Source organism: Streptosporangium sp. NBC_01469, from assembly GCF_036227305.1.
Lineage (GTDB): Bacteria > Actinomycetota > Actinomycetes > Streptosporangiales > Streptosporangiaceae > Streptosporangium.
The window spans coordinates 1,368,072-1,394,339 of the sequence record NZ_CP109465.1; the positions used below are offsets into that span (position 1 = coordinate 1,368,072).

The 26,268-nt window shown below is 66.6% G+C and carries 12 protein-coding genes and 1 CRISPR repeat array; of the genes, 11 read left to right on the plus strand and 1 reads right to left on the minus strand.

Annotated features, from left to right (window positions below; genetic code table 11):
- Positions 1-93: 93 nt before the first annotated feature.
- The 9 genes from cas3 (at position 94) to OG587_RS06170 (ending at position 16,066) form a co-directional block, all read left to right on the plus strand.
- Complete coding sequence (gene cas3, locus OG587_RS06130) at positions 94-3,045, plus strand: CRISPR-associated helicase Cas3' (protein ID WP_329087682.1); 2,952 nt, start codon at positions 94-96, stop codon at positions 3,043-3,045.
- Positions 3,035-4,744 (plus strand): type I-E CRISPR-associated protein Cse1/CasA, encoded by a 1,710-nt coding sequence (gene casA / locus OG587_RS06135; protein WP_329087683.1) that lies wholly within the window; start codon positions 3,035-3,037, stop codon positions 4,742-4,744. The genes cas3 and casA overlap by 11 nt, the downstream gene beginning before the upstream one ends.
- Positions 4,745-4,812: 68 nt before the next feature.
- A complete protein-coding gene (gene casB / locus OG587_RS06140) occupies positions 4,813-5,472 on the plus strand; it encodes a type I-E CRISPR-associated protein Cse2/CasB (RefSeq protein WP_329087685.1) in 660 nt (219 codons plus the stop codon).
- Positions 5,469-6,674 (plus strand): type I-E CRISPR-associated protein Cas7/Cse4/CasC, encoded by a 1,206-nt coding sequence (gene cas7e, locus OG587_RS06145; RefSeq protein ID WP_329087688.1) that lies wholly within the window; start codon positions 5,469-5,471, stop codon positions 6,672-6,674. The genes casB and cas7e overlap by 4 nt, the downstream gene beginning before the upstream one ends.
- Complete coding sequence (gene cas5e / locus OG587_RS06150) at positions 6,671-7,408, plus strand: type I-E CRISPR-associated protein Cas5/CasD (protein ID WP_329087690.1); 738 nt, start codon at positions 6,671-6,673, stop codon at positions 7,406-7,408. Before cas7e ends, cas5e begins: the two co-directional genes overlap by 4 nt.
- Positions 7,408-8,097, plus strand: a complete 690-nt coding sequence (cas6e, locus tag OG587_RS06155; protein WP_329093756.1) for a type I-E CRISPR-associated protein Cas6/Cse3/CasE — start codon at positions 7,408-7,410, stop codon at positions 8,095-8,097. Before cas5e ends, cas6e begins: the two co-directional genes overlap by 1 nt.
- A 2,442-nt stretch (positions 8,098-10,539) precedes the next feature.
- Positions 10,540-11,781, plus strand: a complete 1,242-nt coding sequence (gene istA / locus OG587_RS06160) for an IS21 family transposase (RefSeq protein ID WP_329083819.1) — start codon at positions 10,540-10,542, stop codon at positions 11,779-11,781.
- Entirely contained in the window at positions 11,781-12,587 is an 807-nt protein-coding gene (gene istB, locus OG587_RS06165; RefSeq protein ID WP_329093758.1) for an IS21-like element helper ATPase IstB, read from the plus strand. Before istA ends, istB begins: the two co-directional genes overlap by 1 nt.
- A 104-nt stretch (positions 12,588-12,691) precedes the next feature.
- A CRISPR array of direct repeats spans positions 12,692-15,704; the repeat unit is 29 nt; unit sequence GTGCTCCCCGCGCCCGCGGGGATGGTCCC.
- A 62-nt stretch (positions 15,705-15,766) separates the two neighbouring features.
- A complete protein-coding gene (locus tag OG587_RS06170) occupies positions 15,767-16,066 on the plus strand; it encodes a hypothetical protein (protein WP_329087692.1) in 300 nt (99 codons plus the stop codon).
- Positions 16,067-16,310: 244 nt separating this feature from the next.
- Here OG587_RS06170 and OG587_RS06175 read toward each other — a convergent pair whose 3' ends face one another.
- Positions 16,311-17,384 carry a tyrosine-type recombinase/integrase gene (locus OG587_RS06175; protein WP_329087693.1) on the minus strand — a complete coding sequence of 358 codons (1,074 nt, stop codon included), beginning with the start codon at positions 17,382-17,384 and terminating at the stop codon, positions 16,311-16,313.
- A 743-nt stretch (positions 17,385-18,127) separates the two neighbouring features.
- On the opposite strand from OG587_RS06175, the gene OG587_RS06180 reads away from it, so the two are divergent.
- Both OG587_RS06180 and OG587_RS06185 read left to right on the plus strand, forming a co-directional pair.
- Positions 18,128-25,636: an RHS repeat-associated core domain-containing protein gene (locus OG587_RS06180; protein ID WP_329087694.1), complete on the plus strand. Its 7,509-nt coding sequence runs from the start codon at positions 18,128-18,130 to the stop codon at positions 25,634-25,636.
- 38 nt (positions 25,637-25,674) lie between these two features.
- On the plus strand, positions 25,675-26,115 hold the full coding sequence (locus OG587_RS06185; protein WP_329087696.1) for a hypothetical protein: 441 nt from the start codon (positions 25,675-25,677) through the stop codon (positions 26,113-26,115).
- Positions 26,116-26,268 lie beyond the last annotated feature (153 nt).

Sequence of the window (26,268 nt, forward strand, 5' to 3'; positions counted from 1 at the left end):
AATGAATGTGAGTATTTCGCTCTTTTGGTGCTTAAGGTGTCGGGGATTTGTGGTTCGTGAATTTTTGTCGGTGGTGGTGGCTTAAATGGCCGCATGCTCAATGAGGAGCCGTTGGTTGACCGTTTCGTTGACGGGCTTTCGGATGCGGCGCGTACGGTCTGGGCCAAGCATGACCGTGATGGTGATGGGTGGTTGCCGTTGTGGCGGCATCTGGCCGACAGCGGCGCGGTGGCCGGGCTGTTGTGGGATCGCTGGGTTCCCCTGCAGGTGCGGCGGCTGATCGCCGAGGCGCTTGCTGGGGGTGAGGTGGAGGCGCGGCGGCTGGTGGTGTGGCTGGCGGCCACTCACGATGTCGGCAAGGCCACCCCGGCGTTCGCCTGCCAGGTGGAGTCGCTCGCGCAAGTGATGCGGGCGGCCGGGCTGGACATGGCGGCTGTGGAGCAGATGCCGGATCGCCGGCTGGCCCGGCACGGGCTGGCCGGGCAGATGCTGGCGCAGGAGTGGTTGATCACCCGCTACGGGTGGGCACGGTCGGCCACCTTGCCGTTCACCCTCATCATCGGCGCTCACCATGGGGTGGCGCCGACGCACGCCGATATCCGCGAGGTGAATCTCCATCCTGAGCTGCTGCGCAGCCCGGGGTGTGCGCCGCGGTGGCGAGAGGTGCAGTACGAGTTCCTTGATCGTTGCGCGCAGGTGTGCGAAGTCGCAGATCATCTGGCTGGGTGGGGGCAGGTCAAACTGCCGCAGCCGGTGCAGGTGGCGCTGAGCGGGCTGGTCATCGTCGCCGACTGGATCGCCAGCAATCCCGACCTGTTCCCCTACTTCCCCGACGCGAGCAAGCAGAGCGGCAGGCAGCGGGTGGAGGCGGCGTGGCGGGGTCTGGACCTGCCGACGCCGTGGCGAGCCCCACTCCCCGCCGGGGGGGCGGCCGAGTTGTTCTCCTCCCGGTTTCGGCTGCCGCCAAAAGCGCGTATCCGCCCGGTGCAAGAACGTGCGGTGCAGGCGGCGCGGGCGATGTCTTCGCCGGGATTGATGGTGATCGAGGCGCCGATGGGGGAGGGCAAGACCGAGGCCGCGCTGGCGGTCGCCGAGATCTTCGCGGCGCGCAGCGGAGCGGGCGGCTGCTTGGTGGCGCTGCCCACCATGGCGACGGGAAACGCGATGTTCCCAAGGTTGCTGGACTGGCTGCGTCGCCTGCCCGATGACCACCCCGAACCCGAGCCCGGGGGTGGGGGTGGGGGCGGGCGGCGTTCGGTGGTGCTGGCGCATTCCAAGGCGGCGTTGAACGAGGAGTACGCCGACCTGGTGCGCCGCGGCCGGCGGGTAGTGCGCGGGGTGGAGATGGACGGCGGCCAGGGGGATCGGCCGCGCTCTGGTGAGCGCCGCTCTTCTGCCGAGCTGGTCGCGCATCAGTGGCTGCGGGGCCGTAAGAAGGCGATGCTGGCCTCGTTCGTGGTGGGGACGATCGATCAGTTGCTGTTCATGGGGTTGAAAAGCCGTCATCTGGCGTTGCGGCACCTGGCGTTGGCGGGCAAGGTCGTCGTGATCGACGAGGCACACGCTTATGACACCTACATGAATTCCTACCTGGATCGGGTGCTGGCGTGGCTGGGCGCCTACCGGGTGGCGGTGGTGGTGTTGTCGGCGACGCTACCGGCCGGGCGCCGGCGTGAGCTCGCCGCGGCCTACGCCGGAACAGCAGCACAAGACCCCTCAGGTGAGGCCGCTTTTGTGAAGGTGGCGCAAGCCGATCACTATCCGCTGCTGACGATGGTCGAGCCGGGCGGGCCGGCCACGACGTGGGACGTTGCGGCGTCCGGCCGCAGCACGCGGGTGCGTCTTGAGCGGTTGAGCGATGACCTGGCCGCCCTGGGTGAGCGCTTGGAGGAGGACCTGGTCGGCGGCGGTTGCGTGCTGGTGGTGCGCAACACCGTCGACCGGGTCCTGGAGGCCGCCGCCTACCTGCGCGAGCGGTTCGGCGCCGACCAGGTCACCGTGGCGCACGCCCGGTTCGTCGATGTGGATCGGGCCGGCAAGGACGCTGATCTGCTGGCCCGGTTCGGCCCGCCGGGCACACGTGCCGGCCATCGGCCCACCGGGGCGCACATCGTGGTGGCCAGCCAGGTCGCCGAGCAGTCGTTGGACATCGACTTCGATCTGCTGGTGTCGGATTTGTGTCCTGTTGATCTTCTGTTGCAGCGCATCGGGCGCCTGCACCGCCATCAGCGCGGCGAAGGCCAAGCCGATCGGCCCGAACGGCTGCGGGCAGCGCGCTGTGTGGTGACCGGCGCGAACTGGGATGTGGTTCCGGTTGAGGCGGTGAGGGGTTCGCAGCGGATCTACCGCAGGCACGCGTTGCTGCGCTCGGCGGCGGTGTTGGAGCCCTACCTATCCGGAACTGCCGAGTCGGGGGATGTGGTGTGCCTGCCGCAAGACATCAGCCCGCTCGTTCAAAAAGCCTACGGGCCCGACCCGATCGGCCCGCCTTCTTGGCAGGAGGAGATGGATCGCGCGCGCGGCGAGCAGGACCTGCACCACGCACAACAGCAGGACAAGGCCCGCGGTTTTCAGGTCAACGAGGTCGGCCGAGCCGGCCGGGCGCTGATCGGCTGGATCGACGCCGGGGTCGGCGACGCCGATGACACCCGCACCGGCCGGGCCCAGGTCCGCGACGGCGCCGAGTCGTTGGAGGTGCTGGTCGTGCAACGCCGCCCCAACGGAACGTTGATCACGCTGCCGTGGCTGGGGCCGGGCCGGGGCGGGCTGGAGTTGCCCACCGAGGTCGCCCCCGACCCGCAGCTGGCGCGCATCGTGGCCTCGTGCGGGCTGCGGCTGCCCTACCACTTCTCCACCCCCCAGAGCGTGGATCGGGCGATCGCGGAGCTAGAGGCCGATTGCGTGCCGGCCTGGCAGAGCCCCGACAGCCCGTGGCTGGCCGGGGAGCTGATCTTGATGCTCGATGAGCAGGGCCGGGCCCGCCTGGCGGGCTATGACCTGCACTACACCCCCACCGATGGTCTGAAGGTGAGCCGTGCCCACTGAACCCACCGCCCCTGCGTCGTTTGATTTGACCCGCACCCCATGGCTGATGGTGCAGCGCCACGACGGCAGCCAGGACGAGCTGTCACTGCAGCAGGTATTCACCCAGGCCGAAGGCGTGCGGCGGCTGGTGGGGGATGTGTGCACCCAGGAGTTCGCGCTGTTGCGGCTGCTATTGGCGATCGTGCACGACGCGATCGACGGCCCCGATGATCTGGAGCAGTGGCAGCAGCTATGGGACGACGGGCTACCCGTTGCCCGCATCAGCGACTACCTGGAACGTCACCGCGACCGCCTGGACCTGCTGCACCCGACCCAGCCCTTCTTCCAGACCGCGGGCCTGCGCAGCGTCAGCGGTGAGGTCAGCTCGCTGGATCGCCTGGTGGCCGATGTGCCCAACGGGGCGCCGTTCTTCACCATGCGGGCCCGCGGCGTGCGGCGGCTGGGCTTCGCCGAGGCCGCCCGCTGGGTGGTGCACGCCCACGCTTTTGACACCTCCGGTATCAAAACCGGCGCGGTCGGCGACCTGCGGGTCAAGGGCGGCAAGGTCTACCCCCAAGGGGTCGCCTGGGCCGGCGCGCTGGGCGGGGTAGTGGTGGAGGGGGGGAGCCTGCGCGAGACGTTGCTGTTGAACCTGATCGCCTTCGACACCGACACCTTGCGCATCGACCCCGGCGATGTGCCCGCCTGGCGCCACCCGCCGCCTGGTCCGGCGCAGACCGAGGTGGTGGAGCTGAGCAGGCGCCCGGCCGGGGTGCGTGATGTGTATACCTGGCAGTCGCGGCGGGTGCGGCTGGCCTTCGACGACGACGGCGTGCACGGGGTGGTCCTGGCCTACGGCGACCCGCTGGCCGCGCACAACAAGCATCAGCGCGAACCGATGACCGGCTGGCGACGCAGCGCTTTTCAGGAGAAGAAACTCGGCCTGGCGCAGGTGTATCTGCCGCGCGAGCACGATGTGAGCCGAAGTGCCTGGCGGGGGCTCGGCGCGCTGGTCGCCGGCCGCACGCACGGCGCCGAACAACGCGCCGAGGCCGCGGCCATCGTGCGGCCACGCATTCTGGACTGGGTGGCCCGCCTCACGGTGGAAGGTGACCTGCCCGCGGATTTTCTGATCCGGGCGCGGCTGTTCGGCGCGATCTACGGCACCCAGCAGTCCGTCATCGACGAGGTGATCGACGACGCCGTCGCGATGCCGGTGGTGCTCTTGCACGAGCGCGACAGCGGGCTCGGCCAGGCCGCGATCGACGCGGTCGCCGATGCCGAAGCAGCGGTGAACGTGCTCGGCGATCTGGCCACCGATCTGGCCCGGGCCGCCGGCGCCGAACCCGACCCGCCACGCAGTGCGGCACGCGAGCTGGGATTCGCCACCCTGGACGGGCCCTTTCGCGACTGGCTCGCCGGCCTGCGCCCAGGCCAGGACCCCGCACAGCGCAGATCCCACTGGCAACACCAAGCGCACCGCCTCACCGCCCAGCTGGGGCGCCAGCTGGTGCGCTCCGCAGGAGATGCCGCCTGGGACGGGCGCATCGTCACCACGAAGAAAGGTCAGGAGCTCTGGTTGACCGCCTCCCACGCCGACCGGGTATTTCACGCCCGGCTCCGCACAGCACTACCCGCAACCACCCCCGCCCCCGATGGTGCCGAGCCCGGCTCTGGCGACCATGACGGCGACCGGCAGAACGCGCAGGCACACACATGACCCCACCCACCCCACCTACCCCTGCCCCCGCTACGAGCTCTGCTGCTGTTTCGGCGTCTGGTCGGCGGGTGGCCGACCTGGTCGCCGATGCCGCCGGCAGCTACATCGCCGAGCTACAGCGGGGATATCTCGCTGATCGCAGCAGCGCGGTGGCCGCGTTGGCGCAGCTGCGCCGCGGCGCGGGCAAACTCCCCGAACAGGTGCCGCAGCTGTGGGGCATGACCGGCACCGAGCAGCTGTATGCCGACGGCAAGCTGTCGGAAACCGACGCCGAGCGGGCCGAGGCCGCCGTGTTCTTGGCCGTCACCCTGTATGCGCTGCACCAGCAATCCCGTACCGGCCAGGGGATGCACCGCGCCGGGGTCGAGCTGGGAGCAGCGGTGCGGCGGCTGATGCCCGCCGGCGCCCTCGATGAGCCGATCCGGCGCCGCTTCGTGCGCGCCGGAACCGCCGAGACCCGGGCCGCGCTCGCCGACCGGCTGCGCGCCCTCATCTCCCTGCTGCGCAAAGTATCCATCCCGCTCGACTACGCGCTGCTGGCCCGGCAGCTGTATCAGGCCCAATTGCCCGATGGGCTGCGGCAGGTCCGCCAAAGCTGGGGCCGCAGCTTTCACGCCTACCGCCCCCAACAGAGCGGCGCCGGTTCTCCCGCGCCCCGCCCCGACACCACCACCCCCTCCGGTATCGCTTCCGTTGATGTTCCCTTCGCCGACAAGGACAGCTCATGAGCCGCACCATCCTCGACGTCCACGTGCTGCAGACCGTCCCGCCGAGCTGCCTGAACCGCGACGACACCGGCACCCCCAAAACCGCCGTGTACGGCGGGGTGCGCCGCGCCCGGGTCTCCAGCCAGGCCTGGAAGCGCGCCACCCGCCGCAGTTTCCATGACCTGCTGGACCCCAGCGAGCTCGGGGTGCGCACTCGGCGGGTCGCTGAACTGCTGGCCGAGCGGATTAACAAGCTGGACGAGACGATCGACCAAGCCCAGGCCTGGCAGCTGGCGGCCGAGACGATCCAGCTGGCGACCGGCTCGAAAATCGAGGCGCCCAAACGCAAAACCGAAACCGCCAAGGACAAGGCCAAGGGCGGGAGCGAGGCCGCCCCCGAGTCGCGGTATTTGATGTTCCTCAGCGCCCACCAGCTGGACGGCCTGGCTGAGCTCGCCGTCAAGGGCCATGGCGCCGGTAAGGACTACTTCAAGGACAAATCCATCAAGGAGCAGGCCAAGCAGATCGCCAACAGCCGGCACTCGGTCGACATCGCCCTGTTCGGCCGCATGGTCGCCGACGGCGCCGACATCAACGTCGATGCCGCCGCGCAGGTCGCGCATGCCATCAGCGTGCACCGGGTGGACAACGAATCCGACTACTTCACTGCGGTCGATGACTACAAGATGCGCGAAGACGACGACCTGGGCGCCGGCATGATCGGTACCGTGGAGTTCAACTCCGCCACCCTGTATCGCTACGCCGCCGTCGATGTGGACCTGCTGCGCAAGAACCTCGGCAAGGGGCTACGCGAGGACGAGCCGCTCACCGACCCTGTGCGCCGCGCCGTCGAGGCGTTCCTGCAGTGTTTCCTCACCTCCCTGCCCACAGGGAAACTCAACACCTTCGGCAACCACACCCTGCCTGATGCGGTGGTGGTGAAGCTGCGCTCGTCTCGGCCGATCAGTTTCGTCGCCGCGTTCGAGGAGCCGTGCCGGGCTGAGCCCGAAATCGGCGGCCACCTGCGCCAGGCGTGTGAGGTGCTGGCCTCCTACATCCCCGACCTGGAGCGCGCTTACGGCCTCACCGACACCACTCCCACCTGGGTGTTGCGCGTCGGCAAGAACACCGAAGCCTTGTCCGGCCTCGGTAGCGAGGTATCGCTCGCCAGCCTTGTGGAGGCGATCGGCGCGGAGGTCGCCCGTCGGCAGGACGAGGCATGAGCGTCCTAGTGATGCAACTCGCCGGCCCCCTGCAGTCTTGGGGGGCCTCGTCGCGTTTCGCCCGGCGCTCCACCGAGCCCGCCCCCACCAAAAGCGGCATCATCGGCTTGCTGGCCGCCGCTCAAGGCCGCCAGCGATGGGAGAACCTTGACGATCTGGCGGCGCTGCGTTTCGGAGTGCGCGTCGACCAGCGCGGCACTGTGCTGCGCGACTTCCACACCGCCCACCGCTTCACCACCGGCGAAGCCCTGCCGGTCTCTGAGCGCTTCTACCTGGCTGATGCCGTCTTCGTCGCAGCCCTCGAAGGCGAACCGGTGCTGATCGACCAGCTGTACCGGGCGCTGCTCACCCCGGTGTTCCTGCCATACCTGGGACGCCGCTCCTGCCCGCCGTCACGACCGGTGGACCTGGACCTCCATCACAACCTCACTCTGGAGGAGGCGCTGAGAAAGCAAAAGTGGCGAGCCGCGTGCTGGTATCAGCGCCGCCACCGCGAGGCCTCCCACGTCGACCTGGAACTGCTGCTGGAGGCCACCGCGGCTGACGGGCAGGTTGAGAGCCTGCGCGACCAGCCGATCAGCTTCGACCCACTGCACCGCCGCTACGCGCTACGCGGAGTGCGCCGAGACCGGGTGAACGTGCCCAACCCCGCCGCCCGCCCCACCCACGCCACCCGGGCCGCGCGTGCGGCCCGCCCTGACCATGACCCGACGTCCGTGCTGGGAGACGCGTGATGCACCTGACCCGGTTCCGCCTCAACACCGCCCGGGTCGGCGCCCGCAGACTGCTGTCCTCACCACAGATGCTGCACGCCGCCGTGATGTCCTCCTTCGCCGAAATCCCCGCGGCCGCGGGCGACAGGGCGCGGGTGTTGTGGCGCATCGACCGCACCAGCCGCGCCGAAACCCACCTCTACCTCGTCAGCCCCGCCAAACCCGACCTCACCCACCTGGTCGAGCAAGCCGGCTGGCCCGAAACCGGACGCTGGCACACCTACGACTACCAGCCGTTCCTCTCCCGGCTGGCCGCAGGCGAGCAGTGGGCGTTTCGGCTCACCGCCAACCCGGTCCACCACATCCGCCGCACCGACGACGAACCCACCAAACGCACCGCGCACATCACCCCCCACCACCAGCTGCGCTGGCTGCTACAACGCCAGGAAGGCGCCGGGTTCAAAGTGGTGGAAAAACCCGCCGAACAGCGCCTGGTCCCCAACGGCGACGAGCACGAGCTCATCGTCTACGACCGGCGCCAGCTCGCTTTCAAAAAAGCCGGACACCGTGGGTCGGTGACCTTGGTGACGGTCACCTACGACGGGCGCCTGGAGGTCACCGACCCTGACGCGCTACGGCGCACCCTCACCCACGGGCTCGGCAAGGCCAAAGCCTACGGCTGCGGCCTGATGACCCTGGCCAAGGCCTGACACCGTGGAGGCCATTGGCCGACAAGGCATGTCCTCATCGGGTGAGCTCATCTGGATGGCAGGCCGACTCTCGTTCGTCTACCTTGAACGATGCATCCTGCGTCGTGAGGACAACGCCATCACCGTCAAGGACGCAGAAGGTGCTCCCCATGCCCACGGGGATGGTCCCCCAAGGTCAGCCCACGACGTTGTCTTGGGTGTGTGCTCCCCGCATCCGCGGGGATGGCCTCGGACTGTAGCTGATGCGCCAATCGACGTTCTGGTGCTCTCCGTCAGCACGGCTGGACATCTCCAGCCGCCAGGTGGAGGGGGCCGGGGTTCCGCTCAACATGTTGGAGTGACACGGTGGCTGGTGGGAGCTGGCTGTCGTGTTGCGATGGCCAGCGTCGCAGCTGGAGAGCATAACCGCAGGTCAGAGAGACTGAGTTGTTCTCGTTGGGGAGGCGCTCTTTCCGTAAGGAGCCTCTGGGGTAGGCGTGGGCGAACTCGCGCGAGCACTACTACGTGAGATTAAGCGAACGGATGCAAACACGGCTGCAAAATTAGATGCCAACACTAATGTCAAAAACTTAGAAGATGACACTAACCGTGCTGGGAAACTAACTGCACCAGAGAAGATAATACTTAATGGGTAGAAAAATTATCCTCAGCGAGATAGTCGCAACGAAACCGTAGATGGTGGTTCGTGGACTACTCTTGGGGGAGCAGGCAAACGGATCCCGTACCAGGGTCCAACCAAGAACGGGATCCGCCGCCTCATCGAAGGGGAGGGCTCAGCAGCCCGTCGGCTAGCTGGGTCCTCCCCGGCTGAGGTACCAATCCAGCAGAATCAGCGCCAACTGCAGTTGAAACTGCAGTCGCAGCCACTTCTCCTGGTCATCTGGTCTCCTCGGCTCGTGACTCATCGATCCTCCAGTCTGGGGGCAGATGTCTGCCGGAAGCAGCGCTTCCGGGAAGACGACCGTGCCCCGCTCGGCCGTCTCCATGGAAGACGGCCGTGTTCGGTGGATAACCGAAGGTCATCGAGCTTCGTAGAAGTATAGCGATTACAGAGCTCTTCTTCTCCATTCTTCACTTCTTTCCATCTTTGCGCGGGCGCGCCGAACGCACCTGACAATTAGGAGTTGTAACGCAACCCAAGGTCAGCAACACGAAGGGCACAAAAAAGGCACATAGACGGGGGGCGGAATCACAGCTCATGATCTTCGTTTGGTCGTCTCTGCCTCGACCGGGAACTGGGTTGCACCTGTTCAGCGCGAAGATCAGCGGGCATCGAGAGGGGCAGGTCCTGCGTGAGGCGGGGTTCGCCGAGGTGGCCTGGCTGACCTGCGCTCCCAACGAGGCCCCCGTGTGGGATCTCCCGCAACCCCTTCCTCACCCGCCGGCCTGTCCGAACCAACTGGAGTTGGCGCCTACCGTTGCGCCGGATTTCCGGATCAATTCGCAGTGGCGTAGCGAGGCAGCCAGGGTGGACGACCTCGGGGAATAGGGGAAGGCATAGGGTGCTCCCGCGCCCGCGGGGATAGTCCCAGTGATGGAGATCGAGGACGGGTACGAGGTGGGTGCTCCTCGCGGGGATGGTACCGCTACGGTTGTCGCTGACATCAGGTTCTCCTGGTGCTCCCATGCCCGCGGAGAAGGTTCCCTTCGTCTCTTGAGAACTTCATAGGTGCTACCTGCACCTGCGGGGATGGTCCCGACCCCAAGTACAAGGCCAGCCTGAACGAGGCGTGCTCCCCGCGCCCGCGAGGATGGCCCCTTCCACATGCCCTGGGCCGAGACACCGGTCGCGTGCTCCCCGCGCCTGCGGAGATGGTCCCTTGCCGCGTTCGTCGCGCAGCTTGCCGTTGACGTGCTCCCCGCCCCCGCAGGGATGGTCCCGACGTCTCGCCTGCCGGCGAGGTGTTCGTCTGGTGCTCCCCGCGCCCGCAGAGATGGTCCCCGTCATCTGCACTTCTAAAGAGCAAGTTTGTGATGCTCCCCGCGCCTGCGGGAATGGCCCCTTGCAAGCCAGCCGGTCGCGGACGATCGTCTCGTGCTCCCTGCGCCCGCGGGGATGGTCCCGTAGAGATCACCCCGGGCACCGTGACCATGCCGTGCTCCCCGCGCCCGTGGGGATGGTCCCCAGTTGATGTGATCGAACGTACTGTTCAGGCTGTGCTCCCCGCGCCCGCAGGGATGGTCCCTCGGCCTGCAGGTCACCTCGCAGGCAGATCGAGTGCTCCCCGCGCCCGCGGGGATGGTCCCTCGACAAGAAAGCCTCCGCATGACTTCGTCCAGTGCTCCCCGCGCCCGCGGGGATGGTCCCTCGATCTGGTAGTCGCCGGTGATTTGATCGCCGTGCTCCCCGCGCCTGCGGGGATGGTCCCGATGTTGACGACGCGCGAACGGTGACCCCCTGGCGACGGCCGAATGGTGACCCCCTTGTAGTCACTCTGGAGGGTGATCAAGGTGGAGGACTGGGCGGAGATCCGCCGGTTGTATCGAGCCGAGGCGATGCCGATCAAGGCGATCGCTCGGCATCTGGGCATCTCGAAGAACACCGTGAAACGGGCGCTGGCGGCCGACAGCCCGCCGAAGTATGAGCGGCCGAGCAAGGGATCGATCGTGGACGCGGCCGAGCCGCAGATCCGGGCGCTGTTGGCGCAGTTTCCGACCATGCCCGCGACGGTGATCGCCGAGCGGATCGGCTGGACGCGGTCGCTCACGGTCCTCAAAGACCGAATCCGTGTGCTGCGGCCGCAGTTCAAGCCGGTCGATCCGGCGTCGCGGACCGCCTATCAAGCGGGCGAGCTGGCCCAGTGTGATCTGTGGTTCCCGCCGGTGAAGGTGGCGGTGGGAGCCGGGCATCTGGCCAGCCCGCCGGTGCTGGTCATGGTCAGCGGCTACTCGCGGTGGATGATGGCCCGGATGCTACCCTCGCGCACCGCGGGGGATCTGTTCGCCGGACACTGGGCTTTGTTGTCGGAGCTGGGCGCGGTGCCCAAGACGCTGGTATGGGACAACGAGAGCGCGATCGGCCGGTGGCGGGGCGGCAAACCGCAGCTCACAGCGGATGCCAACGCCTTCCGCGGAGCGCTGGGAGTGGGCATCCTGCAATGCAGGCCGGGCGATCCCGAGGCCAAAGGGATGGTGGAGCGGGCCAACGGCTATCTGGAGACCTCGTTTCTGCCCGGCAGGGAGTTTGCCTGCCCGCAGGACTTCAACGCCCAACTGGCCAACTGGCTCCCCCAGGCCAACAGCCGTCATCACCGGCGCATCCAGTGTCGGCCGCTGGATCGGCTGCACGTCGACCTGGCGGCGATGGTGGCGTTGCCACCGGTCGCGCCGGCCGTTGGCTGGCGCACCTCGACTCGGCTGGCGCGTGATCACTATGTGCGTGTCGCCTCGTGTGACTACTCGGTGCACCCCTCGGTGATCGGCCGCCTGGTGGAGGTGGTCGCCGACTTGGAGGAGGTCACCGTGACCTGCGGCGGGCAGCTGGTGGGCCGCCACCGGCGGTGCTGGGCGCCGCACCAGACCATCACCGATGCGCTGCATGCCCAAGCCGCTGCCGCGATGCGCCGCACCTGCCTGCGCACCGCCGCTGCCCCGGCCAAAGCCGAGGTCGAGGTCGAGGTCGAGGTCGAGCAGCGCCGATTGAGTGACTACGATGCACTGCTCGGCGTCGAGGGGGTGGCGTGATGGCCACCGCCCAAACCCAGCCGAGCAGTGGACGTAACGTCGCGGCCGAGTTGGCCTATCTGACCCGGGTGCTCAAGGCCCCGTCCCTGGCCGCGGCCATCGATCGGCTGGCTGAGCGGGCCAGGGCCGAGTCGTGGACGCATGAGGAGTTTCTGGCCGCGTGTCTGCAACGCGAGGTCGCCGCCCGGGAATCACACGGCGGCGAGGCCCGGATCCGCTTCGCCCGCTTTCCGGCCCGCAAGGCGTTGGAAGACTTCGACTACGACCACCAGCGTTCTCTTAAACGCGAGGTCATCGCACATCTGGGCACGCTGGACTTCGTCACCGCCAAGGACAACGTGGTCTTCCTCGGGCCGCCCGGAACCGGCAAGACCCATCTGTCCATCGGGTTGGGCATCCGGGCCTGTCAAGCCGGCCACCGAGTCGCCTTCGCCACCGCCGCCCAATGGGTCGCCCGGCTGGCCGACGCCCACGCCGCCGGCACGCTGCAGGGCGAGCTCATCAAGCTGTCTCGGATCCCGGTGCTGATCGTGGACGAGGTCGGCTACATCCCCTTCGAACCCGAGGCGGCCAACCTGTTCTTCCAGCTGGTCTCCAGCCGCTACGAGCGGGCAAGTCTGATCGTCACCAGCAACAAACCCTTCGGACGCTGGGGAGAAGTGTTCGGCGACGATGTCGTGGCCGCCGCCATGATCGACCGCCTGGTCCACCACGCCGAAGTCATCAGCTTGAAGGGAGACAGCTACCGCCTCAAAAATCGTGACCTTGGCCGCGTGCCAGCGGCCAATCCCAGCAATGACCAGTAACAATCAAGTACACGACAGGGGTCAGCTTTCAGACGCCGATAGGGGGTCACGGTTCGGACGACGTCGACACCCGATCCCCCTGCGTCGCAGGTCGCAACACCTATGTGCTCCCCGCGCCCGCGGGGATGGTCCTCAGGCAAGGGGATCCTCCTCGGGAACGGTGACGTGCTCCCCGCGCCTGCGGGGATGGTCCCCAGCTGCACCAGGAGTTCGGGGTCGCGAAAAAGTGCTCCCCGCGCCCGCAGGGATGGTCCCCGGCATCACCGCCAAGACACACGCCGGATCACGTGCTCCTCGCGCCCGCGGGGATGGTCCCCGCTCGAACAGCAGGCCGTGTTCCAGGGGGTCGTGCTCCCCGCGCCCGCGGGGATGGTCCCGTCTTGGCGTCAGCTACGAGCTCCTCAGGTCCGTGCTCCCCGCGCCCGCGGGGATGGTCCCCACGAGGGCGAAGCGGCACCGTGGGAGTTCTTGTGCTCCCCGCGCCCGCGGGGATGGTCCCCACAGCAGCCTCAACTGTCATCCTCAGCCCCAGTGCTCCCCGCGCCCGCGGGGATTCCCACCCGTCACACCCGTCCGTACGGTATTGATAGGTGCTCCCCGCGCCCGCGGGGATGGTCCCCATGGCTACGGTCCGCATGACCATTCAGGGCGGTGCTCCCCGCGCCCGCGGGGATGGTCCCGCCACGTCGAACGCCGTACGGCCAGCCGCCTTGTGCTCCCCGCGCCCGCGGGGATGGTCCCACTCCGCCGGGTTTATGTGCCAGTGAGGTTCGGTGCTCCCCGCGCCCGCGGGGATGGTCCCGGGCAACGGTCCGTGGGTCAACCTGCCAGTAGGTGCTCCCCGCGCCCGCGGGGATGATCCCGGCCCCGACCTCTGGGACAAGCTCAGGCTCTCGTGCTCCCCGCGCCCGCGGGGATGGTCCCCCCGACCTGCAGAAGGTGGTGAAGCGCCGTAAGTGCTCCCCGCGCCCGCGGGGATGGTCCCCAAGGAGAGAAAGAATGGCAGTGAACGGAGTCGTGCTCCCCGCGCCCGCGGGGATGGTCCCGCGTGGCCCGTACCTCGGCCGAGTACCTCGCGTGCTCCCCGCGCCCGCGGGGATGGTCCCCGGTCGACGTCAAGGAAGGCACGAGTGGGGGCGTGCTCCCCGCGCCCGCGGGGATGGTCCCGGTCAGGCGAGGCTCCAAAGAGCCTGGCGACCGTGCTCCCCGCGCCCGCGGGGATGGTCCCGTGGCCAGGTAGACAACCCGCTCGGTGCCGCCGTGCTCCCCACGCCCGCGGGGATGGTCCCGCGCCGGACTGGCCGTGCCAGCCAATCTGACGGTGCTCCCCGCGCCCGCGGGGATGGTCCCTTCTGGCGGCCGCAGCCCGGGTTTCCCGCGCCGTGCTCCCCGCGCCCGCGGGGATGGTCCCATCGGCCAGTCCGTGATGAACTCAAGGACGTTGTGCTCCCCGCGCCCGCGGGGATGGTCCCGGTCCCCCACCCCCAGACGCTTATGCTCCTCCGTGCTCCCCGCGCCCGTGGGGATGGTCCCAACGGGGCGAGGCTGGCAACGCCGAAGTCTGGGTGCTCCCCGCGCCCGCGGGGATGGTCCCCACCTAGGACTCAATGAGCGTCGCGCCTTTGAGTGCTCCCCGCGCCCGCGGGGATGGTCCTCTGGTCGCCATGATCACGTCGATGCGCTTCCCGTGCTCCCCGCGCCCGCGGGGATGGTCCCTTGCTATCCCCCTTTGCGGGGGCGAGCGTCTTGTGCTCCCCGCGCCCGCGGGGATGGTCCCCAGCAGCTTGGCGTCACTATGAACGCCCTGGAGTGCTCCCCGCGCCCGCGGGGATGGTCCCCGGCGTTCAGGCCAATCAGGATGGCGAGCGCGGTGCTCCCCGCGCCCGCGGGGATGGTCCCTGCCGCTCGTCCTCGGCCGTCAGGTCAGCCTTGTGCTCCCCGCGCCCGCGGGGATGGTCCCTCACCGTCGACTACATCGCCACCCGGCTCCGCGTGCTCCCCGCGCCCGCGGGGATGGTCCCGTGGGGACGAATGAGCCCCGCACGCTTAGCCTGTGCTCCCCGCGCCCGCGGGGATGGTCCCCACATGGCCGACGTCAGCTTTGCGGTGACCAGGTGCTCCCCGCGCCCGCGGGGATGTTCCCCAGGCCGACATCGCCAGCCGACGTCTCCGCGCGTGCTCCCCGCGCCCGCGGGGATGGTCCCGGAGTGTTCCAGGTGGGTGTGTCCGGGGTGGAGTGCTCCCCGCGCCCGCGGGGATGGTCCCCAAGGCCAAGCCCAACACCCACGTTCGGCGCAGTGCTCCCCGCGCCCGCGGGGATGGTCCCCACCTCGACGAGGACCGGCTCCTTTCCGCGCTGTGCTCCCCGCGCCCGCGGGGATGGTCCCCACGAGGGCGAAGCGGCACCGTGGGAGTTCTTGTGCTCCCCGCGCCCGCGGGGATTCCCACCCGTCACACCCGTCCGTACGGTATTGATAGGTGCTCCCCGCGCCCGCGGGGATGGTCCCATCCGAGCCGCCATGTCGAGCCCGGCCGGAGAGTGCTCCCCGCGCCCGCGGGGATGGTCCCCGGCCTCGGCCAGACGTCTAGACGTCCAAGAAGCGCTCCCCGCGCCCGCGGGGATGGTCCCTTCGGCCTGGCGGGTGTCAGCGCCGTAGCGCCGTGCTCCCCGCGCCCGCAGGGATGGTCCCTTGGAGGGGCGGCCCCCGGTGAAGGCTTTCGTGTGCTCCCCGCGCCCGCGGGGATGGTCCCGGGCGCCCTCAGTTGTGCATTCCACACGATTCGTGCTCCCCGCGCCCGCGGGGATGGCCCCACCTCGCCCCCTGGCGCAGATGTTGTGACCAGGTGCTCCCCGCGCCCGCGGGGATGATCCCGAGCTCATCACGGTGACCTGCGTGCTGATCTGGTGCTCCCCGCGCCCGCGGGGATGGTTCCCACCAGAGAAGAGATCGAGATGGCGAAGAAGTGTGTTCCCCGCGCCTGCGGGGATGGTCCCGGGCCGTTCAACCCGGTGGCGCTGCAGACCGGGTGCTCCCCGCGCCGGTGGGGATGGTCCCTCCGAAGAAACCGCGTCGATGTACTCGGCGGTGTGCTCCCTGCGCCCGTGGGCATGGTTCGAGCCAGCCGGCGTGTCGGGGCTGTCGCGATATGTTGCTTCCCGGTCGACCGAAGGGGACGCTGTGGCAAGTCTGGGCTGGGAACTGAGGCAGGCAGATCGCGTGGTAGGGACTCTTACCTTTGAGAGCCAGGACATGTTTTGGTCCGATTGCCGCTTTCACCCAGGTCCCGTCTGGGAAGAGATTCGCCCTCTCTTCGTGAGATCGCGCAACGCGTGGCTTAGCGATGACACCGACGCTGCTCTCGAAGCCGATGAGGCGATTCGTGCGATTGGCCTTGTGCTTCTGCCGAACGATGGAGGCGTTCCGATCACGGACTTCCTGCTGAGAGTCGACGGCGAGAAAGCTCGCTTCCGTTTCTGATCTCTAAGCCCTACCCGAGCGTTCACCCAGCTAGACAGGGGTAGTGCAGAGAAGGTCGAGGGCGTCGACCCCGCGCCCGCTGGGATGGTCCCCGCGTCGGCCGGTCGGCGGGATCATACAAGTCGTGCTCCTCGTGCCTGCGGGGATGGTTCCTGTGGAGGTAGACCAAGTGGCCGCCGGAGGTGGTGTCAATTCAGCGGCGTGATCATCGGTTCACCGCAGTGGCTCGCATCGTCTCGATGGATTAGTAGTCGAGGGCGCGGTCGACCAGTTCGGCGACTTCGGTGGGGGAGGCGCGGAAGTAGCGGGCGGTGGTTTCGATGGAGGTGTGGCCGAGGAGGGCTTGGATCTGGGCGTGGTCGGCGTCGGCTTCGCGCAGCCGGGTGGCGTAGGTATGCCGCAATCGGTGCGGGCGCAGACCCGGTAAGCCGGCGTCTTTGCCGGCGGCGCGGACGACGTCGGTGACGCCGTCGACCGACAACCGTCCGCGTTGGCCAGCCCACAGCCCGTCCCCGACCGCCTCCGCCAGCACGGGCCGGGCAGCCATCAGCTCGGCGCGCACCGACAACCAGGCGGTCAGCCGTTCGCGGGCCGGGACCGGCAGCGGGACGGTGCGCACCTCGTCCCCCTTACCGTGCAGGCGGGCGGTGCCGCTGCGCGCGGTGATAGGGACGTCACCGACGCGCAGGCGCTGGCATTCCTCGGCGCGGGCTCCGGCGCCCAGCAGCAGGGCGATGAGGGCTGCGTCGCGGGGTCCGCGCCGGTCGGCGGCGCGGCGCACCGCGTTCTCCTGCGCACGCGACAACGCATCCGGGGCACCGGGTTTGGGCACCCGGGCGCGTTTAACCGCTAGGCGCAGCGCGGGGCCGTGTTCATACAGCAGCGTCACTGCGGCCAGTGCCTGGTTCACCGTCGCCGGCGACGCGCCTGCGGCGAGCAGGTGGCGGCGCCAGGCGGTGACGGCGGCTTCGGCGCCGACCAGGTCGACGAACGCGTCCGCGTGCTCGGCCGCCTGAGCGAGCAACCACTCCCGGTAGGCCAGCGCCTGGCGCCGGTAGGCGGTCACCGTGTTCTTCGCCAGCGCGCATCGATCGAGATGCGTGCCGAACGCGGCCAACGCCGCCTCCGCGGCGGCCGCCACCGACCCCGGCTCACGACCCGGCCGGAGCAGCACCACGTTGCCCGCCCCGGAGCCACCCTGATCGGCAACGCGGTTGTCGACTTGATCGCCGTCTCGCTCGCCATCGTGATCGTCAACCTGGTTGCCGGTCTCGCCGTCACCATCGTTGTTGATCTTGCCATTGGTGCTCGCGGTCACTCGCCGGACCCCCCTCCTTCTTATCCGGGGAGTTTTTCCGGCGTTAGCCCGGCCTGCGCCCGGTGGTTATCCGGGGAGATCATACTGAGACTCCCCGGATAATCCTACTTATCCAGGGAGTAAAGGTGCCAATGAAGCCCTCGAACCGGCTACCCCAGACCAAGGATTCAACGAGTTCGTTTACCTGGCACCCGTCGCGGAGCCAAGGAGATGCCAGCAGCATGGTGTGTTCTGCATCACATCGAGCGACTGTGGCCCGTCGTCGCCTTCCATCTCCAGCGGGCCCCCTTCTGTATTTCGCCGCCCAGTCGCGCTGGTTATGGAACGTCCCAAAAGCAGTAGTGACCCACCCTCGCCGTCTTTTCGCCGCGCCTCCATGGCCGCCACTACGCCCCAATGAGTGTGAACTGCACCTTTGAAGCAGCTCAGGGCGATGCGTGGAAGCCGAGCCAAAGGTCAGCGACCCTTTTTCTTTGTGTGATCGTTTCGGCCTACCCGATTGATAACTTATAGTCACCGTTTGGGTGCAAGTCCGATACGTCGTGCTTCTAAACCCCAAAACCGTGTCTGGTTTACCCTCTTCTGCACATATTGCGGACATAAAGGTTTTCTGGGTAATTTTCGATCGTTTGCTTGTCCTGCACTCCGAACCGTCGCCTCTGGCCTGGCCAGAGCGCTGTAGCGGGCTGGGGTAACGCGAGGGCGTTCGTGCTCGCGGTGACGTGTTCGGAGGATGACGGCGTATGCGCCGGAGTTTGTCGTGGTCGTTTTCAGCGCGCGTGAAAACGTGGGCATCGGTGGTCGTCATTACGGCTGTAACCCCAGGGCTGCTGCTTTTCCAGGCAGTACCGGTGTCCGCTGCGATGCAATCGGCCACGCTCTTTCACGGCACCCCTGACACACCAGACCAGTTGACCGGGTCGGCTGCAGGGTTCCCCTCTCTGGTGGATAGCAAAGCGACCACCGAGGTGTCGGCGATGGTGGTCCACGGCCAGTGGCGTTCGGATATCGAACCTCCCGAAGGCGCGGTCCCCGTCGAGGAGCGCTTCGTCGATCAGCAAGTGACCAGCACTCAAGCCGGAGCGTTGTCGAAGATCTCAGCCACCCCGGCGCAGTCGCAGGCCTCGCTGCTGGCCGGTGAACCGTCGTTGCTGAACACCTTCCCGCGCAGTGGGATGTTGATGGATTCGCTGACTCCCACCTTGCGGGCGCAAGGGCGCAGCACCGTGGGTGGGTCGGTGCGGTACGCGTTCAAGATCTGTGACAAGGACACGATGACCGGGACGGGGTGCACTTCCTCGGGCACCCTGGCCGCCGGGGTCAACACCTGGAAGGTGCCTGCGTCCAAGCTGGCGTGGAGCAAGCAGTACTGGTGGACGGTCACCGTCACCGACACTTCCAACTCGATGTCGACCCTCTCGCCGGTGCACACCTTCGTCACCGGGGTGCGCCAGCCCGTGGTGACCTCCCTGCTGGCCACCCCTGGTGTAAGCGGTCAGGAGTTTCACCAGCAGAGCGGCAACTACACCACCACCGCCACCGACCTGTCGGTTCCCACCGCCGGACCGCCGCTGTCGGTGACGCGCTCCTACAACAGCATGGACTCGCGCACCGGCGGCGTCTTCGGCGCGGGCTGGTCGACCCGCTGGGACATGAAACTCGTCAAGGAGGTACGAGGCGCGGCCGTCGCGGCGCTGGTGACCTACCCCGATGGCCGACAGGTGCGGTTCATGGGCAGTGGGGCGGGAGTCTTTCAGCCGCCGCCGGGCATGCACGCCACCTTGACCGAGGACAGCGGCGGCACCTGGCGGCTGATGGACAAGTCGGCCACCACCTACGCCTTCGACGCCCAGGGCCGGTTGACCGAGGTCACCGACTCCCGGGGCCGCGGCCAGGAGCTGACCTACGGTGCGGGTGGAAAGTTGTCGACGGTGACGGCCACGGGCGGACGGTCGCTGACGTTTACCTGGACTGGCGCTCACGTCACCTCGGTCTCCAGTGACCCGGTGGACGGTGCGCCGCTGACGTGGACCTACCACTACGACGGGGATCGACTGACCGGGGTGTGCGCGCCAGTGGCCGCTCCCAACTGCACCCACTACAGTTACGGCACCGGCTCCCAGTACCGCAGCGGGGTGCTGGATGCCGATCCGTACGCTTACTGGCGGCTGGGCGAGGCGTCGGGGACGGTGGCAGCCGACCAGGGTGCGGGTCAAAGTGATGCGACCTATCAGGCGGTCGGTTACGCCAAGCCCGGCGCGCTGGCCGGCAGCACCGACACCGCGGTGGAATTCACTACCGGCTCGGCGTTGAAGCTGCCCGCGAACATGGTGCCGCACCTGGGTGATCAGATCTCGGTGGAGGCGTGGTTCAAGACCAGCCAGTCCGGAGTGCTGATGGCCGCCGGAACCCAGGACACCTCCGGCATCCCGTGGGGGCCGATGCTGTATGTCGGCACCGACGGCAAACTGCGCGGCTCGCTGGCCGCGGTCGCCGCGCCCATCACCTCGGTCGGTGTGGTCAACGACAACACCTGGCACCACGTGGTGCTGACCGTCTCGGGTCAGAACCAGACATTGTTCCTGGACGGCGCGCCAGTTGGCACCTTGAGTGCGGCAGTGACCGCCTGGCGCGACATCGCGACGGTGGGCAACGGCGTGGCCGACCCGGCCACCTCCCCGGCGGTGCCCAGCCCGCGGGCGGCGTTCCCGTTCAAGGGGTTCATCGACGAGGTGGCGATCTATGACAAGCCGCTGACCGAGGCCGAGGTGAGCGCCCACCATGGCGCCCGGGCCGAAGCGGCGCACAAGCTCACCGGCGTCACCCTGCCTTCAGGGCGGGTGTGGGCGTCCAACACCTACGACGCCGCGACCGACCGGCTCACCACCCACGTCGATCACAATGGTGGCACCTGGAAGATCGGCGCGCAGACCTACGACCCGCAAAACGGCGCCGCCCGTGTCACCGTCACCGACCCGCGCAACAAGGAGTTGAAGTACCTCTACGATGCCTGGCGCGGGTATCGCATCATCGGGGAGACCGACCAACTGGGGCACACCTCCTGGCACGAGTACAACCAGTCGGGTTCGCTGGCCAAGCTGATCGATCGCAACGACATCGTCAACGACGTCTACTTCGATGAGCGTGGCAACCTCATCGCCCGCAAGTACTGCCGCGCGGCGGGTGAATGCGCGATCGAGACGTGGAAGTACCACCTCAACACCAGCGACGCCTTCGATCCACGCAACGACCAGGTGACCGTGTACCGCGATGGCCGCTCGGCTTCCGACACCGACACCACCTACGCCACCACCACCGAATACACCAGCCACGGTGAGGTGACGAAGGTAACCAGCCCGGCCACCTCGGACTTCCCGGCTGGCCGGTCGGTGATCTCCACCTACACCGACGGCACCGAGCCCGCGATCGGCGGCGGCACCACCCCGGCCGGACTGCTGGAATCAGCAAAGGATGCCAAGGGTAACGAGACAACCTACCGCTACACCGCCTCCGGGCAGGTGGCTGAGCAGACCAGCCCAGCAGGGTTGAAAACCACCTCCGTCTATGACGCGGTGGGCCGGATGACCTCCCGTACCAAAATCTCCCAAGCCCACCCCAGCGGGATCAGCACAACTTTCACCTACGACGGCCGTGGCCGCCTGCTCACCCAAACCGAGCCCGGGGTGAAGAACGAGGTCACCAACGTCACCCACACCGCCAAGACCACGCTGACCTACGATGTCGACGGCAGCCCGCTCACCATCACTGTGAGTGACCTGACCGGCGGCGACCCCGCCCGCACCACCATCTACACCTACGACGCCTTCGGCCGGGCTAAGACGGTCACCGACCCCGAGGGCGGGGTGACCGCCTCTACCTGGAATGGCACCGGTGCTCAGACGTCACAGACCGACCCGGCGGGCACAGTTGTCACCTTCGCCTACACCGATCGCGGGGAACCGGCCTCTCATACGTTGAAGAACTGGACCGGCAGCCCGGTCAGCCCGCAGGCCGCCCAAGACGTGGTGCTGGAGTCCTTCTCCTACGACTTCGGCGGCCGACTGGCCGGTCAGATCGATGCGATGGGCCGCAAGAAGGCTTACACGTATTGGATGGACAACCGCGCGGCGAAGACTATAGGCGACGACGTCCTCCTCAACAGCTTGACCACCCCGGACGATGTGGTGCTGCAGGAGAACGAGTACGACCCGGCCGGTAACCTCGTCCGGCAGGTCAGCGGCGGCGGCAAGGCTACCGTCGAGTCTGTCTACGACGCCGGCAACCGTCTCACCTCCACCACGTTTGACCCCGCCGCTCTCGGGCGCAAAACCGCCTTCGAGTACGACGCGGCCAACAACGTCACCAAGAAGATCTCTACTGCGACTGGCACCACCCGCACTGAGTCCACCTCCTACCTCCACAACGCGTTGAACCAGGTGACACGCCAAACGGTAGAAAACGGCGCCGACGACCTGGTCACCACCAGCGTCTACGACGACCGCGGCCTACTAAGCGCGACTACCGATCCACGCGGTAACGCCTCCGGCGCCACCCCTGCGGACTTCACCGCCACGCTGCGCTACGACCTGGCCGGACAGCTGGTGGAGACCAAGGCCGCGCAGGTGACGATCGAGAAGAACGGCACCGCCACCACCGGGCACCCCACCCTGCGATACGGCTACAACAGTGCCGGATTGCAAACCCAGGCCGTCGACGCTGAAGGGCGCACCACCACTTCCGTCTTCGACAAGGCCGGGCGCCTGACTTCAATGACCGGTGCGCCCTACACCCCGCCGGGCGGCAGCGCGATCACCCCTGCGGTCAGTTTCGGCTACGACGTAGCCGGTCGTCAGATCACGGTCACCGACCCGCGTAACAACGTCACCTCTACCGTCTACGACGCGTTGGGGCGCCCGGTCAAGGTCACCGAACCCGGCCCGTCGGGGCCTGGCGGCGTCCGGGTGGCCGAATACGACCTGCTGGGGGAACAACTCGCGGTGATCGACCCCACCGGGGCGCGCACCGAGGCCACCTACGACGGTCTGGGCCGCACGATCACGCAAACCCAGATCGAGCGCACCCCTGTCGCCGCCGCGCACATCACCGCCCTGACCTACGACAGTGCCGGTAACCTCATCAAGCGCGTCGCTCCGGGGCCAGGCAACAAGACCACCACGTACACGGTCAACGCCGCCGGGGAGGTCACCCACACCATCGCCCCGGCTACCCCTGCCACCACCAACCCGGCCACCCGCACCACCACCTTCGGCTACGACCTGATGGGCCGACAGACCAAGGTGACCGACGCCCTGGGCAACGCCACCGAGGCCATCTACGACCTCGCCGGCCGCAAAACCGCCGCCAAGGATCTCACCGGCACCGATACCAGCACGGTCGTGCGCACGGTCGGCTTCGGCTACGACCCGGCTGGTAACCCGACCAACACCACCTCCAGCGAGGGATACACCACTCAGCGCACATTCGATGCTCTTGGTCGGATGACCTCCCTGGTTGAACCGGTCTCCGCGAGCTCGTCGATCACCTCGACGTTCGGCTACGACGCAAGTGGGGCACGCACCCGCACCACCGACGGCCGTGGCAACGCCACCTGGACGAGTTACAACAGTCTCGGATTGGTCGAATCCGTTCTCGAACCGGCCACCACCGCCCACCCGAACGCGGCTGATCGGACCTGGACCAGCCTCTACGACACCGCAGGCAACGCCACCGCCACCCTGCAGCCGGGCGGGGTGCGCACCGATCGCACCTTCGATCACCTCAACCGGATGACCGCCGAGACCGGCAGCGGCACCTCGGTGGCCACCCCCGCGCGCGCCGTCACCTACGACGAGGCCGGGCGAGTGACCGCGATCGGCGACTACACCCTGGAATACAACGACCGTAGCCTGCTGACCAAGGTCTCCAAGGCCACCAACCAGATCGCCGCCTACACCTACGACGCCACCGGCAACCTCACCCAGCGCGTCGACCCCGCAGGGACGGCGAACTACACCTGGGATGCCGTCGACCGGCTCAACACCGCCAGCGACCCGGTGACCGGGCGCACCTGGACCTATGGCTACGACAACGCCAACCGGCTCACCAGCAAAACCTCCGCCACCCCGGTGGGCACCCAGACCTACGGCTACGACGCCGTGAACCGACTCACCTCCCAGACGGTGAAGAACAGCTCCGGCACCGAACTGTCGAAGATCGTCTACGGGTGGGACAAGGACGACAACCTCACCACCAAGACCACCACCGGCACCGCCGGAGCCGGCGTCAACACCTACGGCTACGACCACTCCGGACGCATCACCTCCTGGACCGCGCCCGGCGGCGTCGCCACCGCCTACGAATGGGATGCTTCCGGCAACCGCACCAAAGCCGGCAGCCAGACCTTCGCCTATGACCAGCGCAACCGGCTCACCTCCGGCGCCGGAACCGATTACACCTACACCCCCCGCGGCACCACCGCCACCGAGACCAAGGCTAGCGTCACCCGCAATCTGGCCTTCGATGCCTTCGACCGGCTCGTCTCCGACGGGGATGCCACCTACGGCTACGACGCCCTGGACCGAATGACCTCCCGCACCGAGGGCAGCGACCAGCAGCGCTTCGTCTACTCTGGCCTGAGCAACAACCTGGTCACCACCACCGACAGCGTCGGCGCCGTCCAGGCCAAATACGGCCGCGACCCCTTCGGCGGCCTGCTCAGCCTGCAAGAGGGCGCGAGCCCCGCGCTAGCCACGATGAACGACCTACGCGGCGACGTGGTCGCCACCTTCTCCGCCACCACCCTGGTCGACTCAGTCGCCTACGACCCCTTCGGTATCGTCACCCACCGCTCCGGCACCCAGCGCAGCCTCGGCTACCAGGGCGAGTACACCGACCCCGACACCGGCAAGGTCAACATGCACGCCCGCTGGTACCAGCCCGGCACCGGCGCCTTCACCTCCCGCGACACCGCCACCCTCAACCCGAACCCGTCGGTCCAGGCCAACCGCTACACCTACGCCAACGCCAACCCCCTCACCAACACCGACCCCAGCGGACACAACTCCATCCAAATCAACACCGTGGGCTCCTCAAACGGCGCAAGCGGCGGCTCCAGCTGGCAGTCCTTCGACATGAACGCATACCTGAGCAACTACTTCGACAGGCAATCCTCCTCCAGTTGGGACTGGACACCGCCAGAGGTCATCCCAGGACAGCCGTACAACGCGTGGGGCGGCTACGTCTCGGACCTGGTGTACACGGGCCCCGACGACGAGACGGATAATTTCTGGTGGTCGCGAAACTATGGAGCATACGCACAACTACCACAGCTCGGTGATGATGAGATCAAAAGGCTCGGTTACAAGTACATGCACAACGGCCGAGAAGTAGATCAAGTAAACTACTGGGACGCCGAAGAAGACGTGCAGCAGGAATACTTGGTCCGCTGGTCCCCCACAGCAGACGAGAGCCAACTAAACGATTACTGGGTGAGGGTTGGAGGGCTAGAAAGCCTCAAGCAAAAAAATGTCACGGTGACAGCAGGCGGAGTCGCTTACTACCAAAGTTCCGTCGGTAAGATAAAATTCAAAGATTATGATCAATTCAAACATGTCCTTAGGCACTATGACGCGATCAAGAGAGCAGCTAAAAATCACGGAATAGACAAAAATATTCTAGCAGCCGTTATCATGTGGGAAAGCAACAATTGGGAAGTAAAATTTGGGGGGATTGGCGCTATTGCAGCAATCGCTGATGATGCCAAAAATCCGAAAACTAAGGGATGGGGAGCATCTGTTGGCGTTCCCCAGCTTGAGCTCTATAAAGCCCGAATGATGCTGGAGAAGTATTATGGGAAAAAATGGGCTAACGCGACTGTGAGAAGTGTCATGTTAGAAATGTTGAAGCCATCCAGAGCTATACACCTAGCCGCTGCTTGGATGAAGCATCTGAAGGAAAATGTATGGTATATGAAGGACGGGGCCAAGCATTACCTGGATGACAAGGAGGCAGCAATCGCCTACTGCGGATGCGCGGGTGTATGGGTAGATAATCCTGCTAGTGGAAATACAGAGCTCAACACTAGGCGTTTTGTTGCGTGGGCAGAGAGTAACTTCCAAGACAATACGCTTATAGTTAAGCGCCCAGAAGACGGGATAAACCGTCGAAACGAGCTTATGGGGCTGTGGGCTAAAGATGGCGCCGCCGACCAATATTGGCACTGTAATAGCATAGGTTGGGATAGATGCTACTAAGCGTACCGTTCGCTGACCAAAAAGGCGCTATTCACCGAGTGGTTATCACTGTTATCGGGGTTATCCTTCTAGGATCGGGATGCATGTTATCACCCTCAACACTAAGGGTTCCTGCTGCCGCCCTTGACAGCGTTCGCGGGATAGGCAAGGTAGAGGCGGAGATCAGCATTGAAAACGAGAGGAACAACAGCATACAGATCGAGAATTTATTAGTGATCGATGTTAAAGCTTCGAGTGACCGAGAAGCACTCGATAAGGCTGTCAACTTTCTAAGTGACCGAAATTGGAGGATCACCGGAGAGAATCGACCAGTGATCGTCTCATTAGAGTCTACCGATTGGCAAAACACAAACTTGACTTTGCGTCCGTTCAATCCTATGTACTTTGAAGATCACCCAAATGTTCTAGAGACGCTTAAAAAGGCATCAATCAAGGAGGAATCACTTGTGTATCTTGAAGTGTTTGAAGGTGAAATATAAAGATTTTCCAGGTAAGGGTTTTAGCTCAGCGCGAACTTTGTTCGACCAAGATTGCGCAGCCGGCCTGGGGCGCTTTTAATAACCGTGTAAATTCCAGCGAACCTGTGCCTGGCTGCCTGGATTTATTCGGGTTTTCGGAACAGTAGAAGACTT